Source organism: Mycobacterium sp. IDUB_37 (genome assembly GCF_055419245.1).
In genome coordinates, this window is record NZ_JBVAXG010000010.1 from 148,469 (window position 1) to 156,484 (window position 8,016).

5 protein-coding genes are annotated in these 8,016 nt (G+C 66.6%); all 5 read right to left on the bottom strand.

The window, feature by feature from the left end:
- Positions 1-27: 27 nt before the first annotated feature.
- The 5 genes from ACZY1I_RS26780 to ACZY1I_RS26800 are packed head-to-tail and all read right to left on the bottom strand — an operon-like array spanning position 28 to position 7,856.
- A complete protein-coding gene (locus ACZY1I_RS26780) occupies positions 28-3,300 on the bottom strand; it encodes an arabinosyltransferase domain-containing protein (protein WP_463759602.1) in 3,273 nt (1,090 codons plus the stop codon).
- A complete protein-coding gene (locus ACZY1I_RS26785; RefSeq protein WP_463759604.1) occupies positions 3,300-5,240 on the bottom strand; it encodes a galactan 5-O-arabinofuranosyltransferase in 1,941 nt (646 codons plus the stop codon). Before ACZY1I_RS26785 ends, ACZY1I_RS26780 begins: the two co-directional genes overlap by 1 nt.
- A gap of 2 nt (positions 5,241-5,242) precedes the next feature.
- Positions 5,243-6,007, bottom strand: coding sequence for a decaprenylphospho-beta-D-erythro-pentofuranosid-2-ulose 2-reductase (locus ACZY1I_RS26790; RefSeq protein ID WP_463759607.1), 765 nt, complete (start codon positions 6,005-6,007; stop codon positions 5,243-5,245).
- Positions 6,008-7,396 (bottom strand): FAD-binding oxidoreductase, encoded by a 1,389-nt coding sequence (locus ACZY1I_RS26795; RefSeq protein WP_463759610.1) that lies wholly within the window; start codon positions 7,394-7,396, stop codon positions 6,008-6,010.
- 43 nt (positions 7,397-7,439) lie between these two features.
- Positions 7,440-7,856, bottom strand: coding sequence for a GtrA family protein (locus ACZY1I_RS26800; protein ID WP_463759613.1), 417 nt, complete (start codon positions 7,854-7,856; stop codon positions 7,440-7,442).
- Between the last annotated feature and the right edge of the window lie 160 nt (positions 7,857-8,016).

Here is an 8,016-nt window from a genome sequence, read left to right on the forward strand (position 1 = left end):
CGCCAGATGGCCTACCGGAGAGGGCGGCTAACTCTTACGCAGTGGCGCCGGCTGCCACAGACCGCCTCGGGTTGCGGTGCCCAACTCCAGGCGGGCGGGCTGGGCGTCGGGGTAATAAGGCGTCAACCGCTGCAACGCACCCCAGTCCCGGAACCAGTCGCCTTTGAGGTAGCTGGCCACCGTAGTCGCGTGTACCAGCAATTCTGTGACGCCGAGCGGGCCGCCGCCGTTGTTGTCCATCACGGGAGAGTTCGCCTCAGCGCCGAACCGGTCCGGCAGGATGCGCCACGTCGGCGTTTCGTCGACGCCGTTCTGATGGCCGAATGGCCGTTGGCAGGGGAATGCCAGTCCCACCAGCCAGTCGAGAAACACCGGGTCCTTCGAGCCCACCACATCCTGCAGGGTGCGCAGCTTCGGAAGGCGCGGCGGGGTGAGGCCGATCCAGTGTTGTGGGGCCAAGTCGTCGTCATCGGCAACCAGCCTGATTTGAGTAGCGGAATCAGGGATGGCGCTCAACGGCGCGCGCAGGTTGCGCCAGGCCGGAACCGCGCCGACGTCGGCGAAGCCCATTGAACCGCTGTGCTTTCCAGCTGTGGCCTCTTCGTCGGTGGCCCACTGCACCTGGACCTCGCGAGGATCGAAACGTCCCGCAGCAGTCACCACCAACAATGGTGTCTTGGTGCGCTGGTCCTTCGGTGGCAGGCGGTACCAACCTGACCGCAGCATGGCGGGCACCTGGATGCCGGCCCGCCAACTGCCGAGCACCGGCGTGCGGGCGGGATCGAGGCCGAACGGCAACCTGGCGCGCGAACCGTTGATCCCGGCTGCGGCCGTAGTGCCGCCCTCGGTGCCGGCCTCAGTGCCGGTCACCACCCCGTCGTCGTTGATGAAGCTGCGGTCGCCCGGGCGTTCCATCACCGGATCGGCGGAGACGTCCGCGGGAATTCCGTTGGGCGTGAACGCTTCCGATAAACCGGCTCCCAGGGCGTCGGCAACCGGTGCGCTCACCGGTAGCAACATCCCGTCATCGGGCTCGAGTTCCACCAGCACATCCTCGGCCAGCCCACAGGTCTTGCCAGTCAGCGCCTGCAGATTGGAGCGTCCTACCGTCCATGCCGGGTATTGCGTGGTCATCGCCAGGGTCAGCGAAACCACCTCGAACGTCACCAGTGCCCACGCGGCAATTGCCAACGGGGACTGGACGACTCCCGCCGCCCGCGCCCCGGCCCGGGTCCTCGGCGGGCCGTCCTCGGTGGCGATGAAGTGGAACCAGGCCGCCAACAACAGCACCAGCACCGTCAGCGCGAGGAACGCGGTGGTGAAGCCGAAACGCCACTGTGGGAACGAATTCGACCATGGCACACCGAAACTCGATACGTACCACCAGCCGTTGACGCTGGCGAACGACAATGCGACCAAGAACAGCACCACGGCCGCGAACATGGTGCGATTGCGCCGCGAACGCATCGCCGCACCGGTCACCGCGACCGCGGCCAGCGCGCCCAGCGACCCGGCCAATCCCGCGAAGACGCCGAAGTGGTGGGTCCATTTGGTGGGGGTGAACATCATCGCCAGGAACGAAATGATGGTGATGCCGACGATGCGGCGACTCGGTCCGGCGGCGGTGCCCGGAATTCGTCCCTTGCGCAGTGAAACGGCCACGGTGATCGCGAGCGCGAGAATCAGCGCCAGTACCGCGAAGCGTCTGGCGACCGATCCGTCCGGGCTGGCCATGAACAGCCGCTCATAGCGGATGTGCTCGTCGAACCAACTCAGGCTCGGCCCGAGCGCGCGCTTGAGACCGGTCGCCTGCATCTCACCGGCCAGCGTCTGGTCCCGGAAGATCAGGATCGTGGTGACTGTGGTGGCAGCCAGGATCGGCGCCAGCAGCGCCAGAGCGCCGAACTGCCGGGAGCGCCGATGCACGATGGTGCGCAGCGGCCCGATGGCTACCAGCAGCGCGCCGATAGAGGCAATGCCGGTTGGCCCGGAGAACAGGGTCAACGCGCCGATGATGCAGGCGGTCGCTACCGGCAGCAGACGACTGGTCGCCACCGCCCGCTCCACCGAGCACCAGGTGAGCAGGATGCCCAGGGCGATGATAGGTTCGGGCCGCAAGCCGTTGTCGAGGGGCAACCAGACCGCCAGGAACATGCCGGCCGCGGTCCATTTCGCCGCCCGGTTGGTCTTGACGGCGTGGCCGAGGCGCGGGATGACTTCCCGGCTGATCACCCACCAGCAGGTCAGCGCCATGAGCAGGGTCGGCAGCCGCATCCAGATGCTGGTGGTGCTGACGTGGGCCCACAGCGCCAGCAGGTCGTAGTACCAGCCGAACGGCGCCTCCGGGGTGCCCAGCCAGCGGTAGTAGTTGGCCATGTAGCCGGCGTGTTCGGACACGCGGGCCATGGTCAGGATGTAGCCGTCGTCAGAGGTGTTCGCGCCGACGAAGTGCCACCACACCAGCACCGCCATGACCAGGGCGTCCAGCGCCCCGACGGACCACCAGCGGGCTGGCAGGAAGCGCCGATGCCGGGTGCCGTCGCCGGTGTCGAGGATGTGCAGTGCGATCAGGGCCGCCAGGGTCAGCACCACCCCGAGGACCATCGCGGCCAACTTCAGCGGCGTCGGTTTGCTGCTGTAGCGGCTGTCGATCGTCGCTTTCAAGCTCAAGCCGGGTGGTGCCGGTCCGGACAGGTCGGTGAACACGCCGACGATCTGCGGGCGGAAGTCGTAGCCACTCTTCTCACCGCGCAGCGGATCCCCCGGGTGCTCAGTGGCCGGTCCTTGCTTGAGCCCGACGAATTCGCCGGTGACCCGGTCGGCGTGTGCGGTGAAGGTCAACCGCTCGCAGGACGGGCTCAGCACCTGGCTCATCGGCGCGGTGACCACCGGAACGTTGCGCACGATCAGCACCAGGTCCTCGTTGACCCGCTGGATGAGCAGACCCCGGTCGATGGCCTTCGGGGCTTGCTTGGGCACCGTGGACAGCAGCAATGTCTTGCCGGCGTTCTCTGGTCCGGTCATTCCGGCGGCCGCCTGGCAGGGCACCGAGATGTTCAGATCGGTGGCCACATAGCTGATCAGTGGCGCCTCGATACTGCTGAAGGTGCCATTCTGCGGCCAGTTCAGCTGGGCGGTGGTTTGGTCGACCGGCAGCATCGGGGTGGCCAGTGCGAGTGCTGCTCCCAGCAGGCCCGCAACGATGGCGACGAGACGAGCAACCCGGTGGTTTGCCGCCGCATCGCTCACGGAGGTAGATGGTAATTCGTGGACCGCGTTCGGTGACGTTTCGGTGGCCATCAGGTGCTCGGCGTCGGCTTACGGATGGCCACCACGAACGGGCCGATGGTCTCGACGGCGAAACGCGGGTCGGCGAACAGCGCGGCTTTGAGGTCCACGGTGTAGCGCCGCACGTTGGGTTGATTGGGGTAGACGTCTTCGGCCAGTCGCAAGGTGTAGGTGCTGCTCGCGCCGCGGCGCATCACGAAAACGGTCGGCGGCGGCCAGGGCAGCTTGTCCAGCGCCGCGACGAACTCGTCGGCCGACTTCAGCTTCGACCAGCTTTCGATCTGTGCGGCGCGCTTGTCGAATTGCGCCAGCGGGTTGGCGTAGTGCGACGTCAACCCCTGGAAACCCCAATACGGGTAGAACGACAGGAAGCTGTAGTCGGCCGTCAGCACCACGGTTTGATCGCGAGGCTTGCCGGTGACTTTTCCGATGGCGGCATCGACGGCCGAGTAGTACTTCTCCGAACCGGGCGGTCGCCGGTCGCCGCGCTGTCCGTCGCCGTCGGTGTCGGTGTAGGCGATGGTCAGATCTGGCCGCAGCACGTCGGGAATGTCCTGGCTGAACGCGATGGCTCCGGCCAGGCCGATCGCCGCGGCCACCGGCAGCACCCCGCGCCCGCCGATCCAGTCCCGGCGGATCGCCTGCGTCACCTCGATGAAGCCGAACACGCCGGCCGCCACCAGCAGCACCGACAGGGTGGGCTGCAGGCGGAACGACAGCAGCGTGGTGCGTGCCAGGGTGGTCAGCATCGACAGCAGCGACCACAGGTAAACGGCCAGCACGCCGATCGCCAATCCGGCGGCCCGCACCGAGTAACGCGCCCGCGCCACCAGCCAGAGGGCCCCCAGCAGGCACATCGCGCCCAGCAGCGAGAACTGCAGCATCGGGAAGGTCAGCTGAGCGCCGTCGGCGGGCAGGTAGTGGAAGGCGCTGCCGGTGTTGCTGACCGGTGCGCTGAGCGACCTGAGCAAGAACGGCAGCCAGGTGGTGGACGCGATGGCCATCGCGATCACCGCGATGACGACCAGTCGGCGCAGCGGGTCGAGCGCCGCTTTGCGCCCGGCCGTCCGCCAGCGCGCAGCGGCCAGCCCCAGCGCCATCAACGTCACGGTGAACGCGCTGTAAGCGACCAGCAACGTGTACCAGGTGGCGGCGAAACCCAGGAAGATCCCCGCGGCGACGATCGCCGCCCACCCCTCACCGCCGAGTGTGCGGCCAGCTTCACGTTCGGGCTCGAGTGTGCGGCCAGCTTCACACTCGCGGCCGGCGGCGCGCAGGCCCGACCAGGTGAGCACCAGCATCGGCGGCAGCAGCACAGTGATCATCGCGGCGTACGGCTCCGGTGAGCTGTACGCCAGCGTCACCGCCGTGGTGGCGATGGTGACCAGCAACGCGTACTCGAACCGAACCATCCGCCACCACAACACCAGCGCCACCGCGGCCGCGATGGTGATCGATGTGATCGCCCAAGGTTTGTACATTTCCCACGCGGGGGTTCCGGTCAGCGCCGCCGCGCGGCCGCCGATCCAGAACCAGCCCGGCGGATACATCGGCGGCAGCCCTTGGTAAGTCATGTCACGCAGGGCCGGGCTGTCGGTCAGCCTGGTCAGGTATTCGGTGCGAAACTGCTGGTCGACGGAGATTCCGAACAGGTACAGCTTGGTGGCGCCCAGCGGCATACCCAGCGTCACGACGGTGAATGCGGACACGAACACCAGTCCGCCCAGTTGCGCCAGTCGCCGAAAGCGTCCTTGCCGCCACACCCAGCCGACCGCGAGCAGGCCGGCCAGGCAGCTGACCTGCCCGACGGTGGTTAACGCGTGCAACTGGTTGGACGACGGGAAAGCCGGCCACTGCACCCGCGAGATAGCGGCCAGCGAAACGGCGGCAACCACAATGGCGACGAGCACTGCCGCGGCCATCTGGCCGACGCTCGCCAGCGCGTTGCGCATGGTCAGATGGGCAGCTTGCGGAAGATGCTCCGTGGAACGTGTCGCAGCACCATCATCACGTACCGGAATGCTCCTGGCGCCCAAACCAATTCCTTACCTTTTGCCGACGCGGTCACCGCGAGGTTGGCGACGTACTCCTTGTCGACAGTCAGCGGGGCTTCCTTGACGTGAGCGCTCATCCGGGTGCGTACCTGGCCTGGGCGGATCACCAGAACCCGGACGCCGTATTCGCGCAGCGCCTCCGACAGTCCGAGGTAGAAGCCGTCCAGGCCGGCCTTGGTCGAACCGTAGACGAAGTTGGATCGTCGCACCCGCTCGCCGGCCACTGTGCTCATCGCAATGATCTGGCCAAAACCCTGGGCGCGCATCTTCTCGCCCAGCAGCACGCCGACTGAAACGGCGGCGGTGTAGTTGATCTCGGCGATCTGCACGGCCTTGCGCTGGTTCTGCCAGAGCTCTTCGGCGTCGCCCAGCAGGCCGAACGCGACGATTGCCACGTCGATGTCGCCGGCGTTGAAGCACTGCTCGATGACCTTCGGGTGGCTGTCCGGCTCCAAGGCGTCGAAGTCGACCAGTTCCACCGAACGCGCGCCGGCCGCCTTCAGCTGCGCGACCGCGTCATCACGGCCGGGATCCTCGGGCATGGCCGCCAGCACGATTCGCGCGGAGGCGTTGCGCAGATAGCGTTCGCAGATTGCCAGTCCGATCTCGGAGGTGCCTCCGAGCAGCAGGATGGACTGCGGGTTTCCTACGGCGTCCAGCACCATCTAGAGCAGCTCCAAGCGTCGGGCCATGTCAGAGGCGAATACCCCCGACGGATCGGCCTTGCGGCGCAAGGCGATCCACTCGTCGATCCGCGGATACATGGCGTGGAAATTCTCCGCGGTGGTGCGCGAGTCTTTGGCGGTGTACACGCGGCCGCCGAATTCCAGTACCCGTTGGTCGAGTTCGTTGAGGAACTCGTTCACCCCGGCCTTCACCGGAAAGTCCATCGCGACGTTCCAACCCGCCATGGGGAAGCTCAGCGGAGCCCGGTTGCCCGGACCGAAAAGCTTGAACACGTTCAATGCCGAGTAGTGGCCGCGCGTTTGGATCCACCGGATGATGGCCTTGAACTCGTCCATCGCGTCCGGTGGGACCAAGAACTGGTGCTGAGCGAAACCCGTTGGGCCATAAGCATTGTTCCACCCGCTGACCAGGTCGAGCATGTGGTAGAACTGCGACAGATTCATGATCTTGTCGGAGTACGTTCCGCCGAGTCGGTAGTACACCTCGCCGATCGCCATGAACGACAACTTGTTCATCGCGCTGACCGGAAATACGTTCGGCACCGTCAACAGCTGCGGCGCGTCGAATTTCAGCGGGTTCTTGGCGAGTTTCGCCGGTAGTTGATCCAGCCTGGCCAGGCTGCCCCGGCTGACCGACGCCCGACCGAGCTTCGGCGGCGGACTGATCAAGTCGAACCACGCACTGGAGTAGGTGTATTTGTCTTCGCTGCCATCGAGGTGGACCGCGACCGTCTCGTCGAGATCTTTCGTTGCGACGCCGTCGGCGATGAAGTACGCCGTCTCGGTCGGCGTCATCGCGATGCTCGCGCGCAGCACGATCCCGGTCAGGCCGTTTCCGCCGACGGTGGCCCAGAACAGCTCGGCGTCCGCACCGTCGGGTGTCAGGTGGCGGACCTCGCCGCTGGCCAGCAGCAGATCCATCGATTGCACGTGGTTGCCGAAGCTGCCGGCGCTGTGGTGGTTCTTGCCGTGGATGTCGCAGGCGATCGCGCCGCCGACGGTCACCTGCCGGGTGCCGGGCAATACCGGAACCCACAACCCGAACGGGAGCGCCGCCTTCATCAGCTGGTCGAGGCTCACCCCGCTGTCGACGTCAGCCAGGCGTGTTTCGGCGCTGATCGAGTGGATCTTGTTCAGTGCGGTCATGTCGATGACCAGGCCGCCGCCATTCTGGGCGTTGTCACCGTACGAGCGGCCGAGCCCCCGTGCGATCACGCCACGGGACGGGCCGCCGGAGTCGGCGACCTGGGCCACGGCCTTGGCGATCACCTCCGGGTCCGGCGTGGACAGGACCTGAGCCACCGACGGCGCGGTGCGGCCGAAGCCCGTCAGCCGCTTCGTCGTGGTGGGAATATCAGCGCTCAACATCGTGAAAGAGGGTACCGCCTGCGTCGACGGCGATGCGGCACGCTCAGCGGATACGGAAGATCACAGTTCGCTGCACGATGAAATTGATCACCGTCGCGGTGCCCTGGGCGATCACGAATGCGACGGGTACCGCCCACCCTTGGTAGTGCATCAAGTCGAGGCTCACGTGGTTCAGTCCGACCTGAACGGCGAACGTGACCGCGTACAGCGCCATCACCCCGATGAACCGGGCTGTGCTCGGCGACGCCTGGAACGTCCATCGCCGGTTGATGAGGTACGCGGTGATGGTGCCGACGATGAAGCTGATCGCCTTGGACAGATCGACCTGTAGTCCCACCACTTTGTAGAGGAACACGTACAGGCTGAAATCGACGATCCCGGCGAAGCCGCCGGTCACGACGAAGCGCCAGACCTGCGTCTTCAGACTCAGCGGCTGCTGAGCCGGTATCGGATTGGCCATCCGGGGGAGTCTAGCCGCGACCCGAGCCGAGCAGGGCCCGATGGCTCGGGCCCGCCGCGCCCGGCTGCGCCGCGCTTGCGACCCGAGCAGGGCCCGATGGCTCGGGCCCGCCGCGCCCGGCTGCGCCGCGCTTGCGACCCGAGCAGGGCCCGATGGCTCG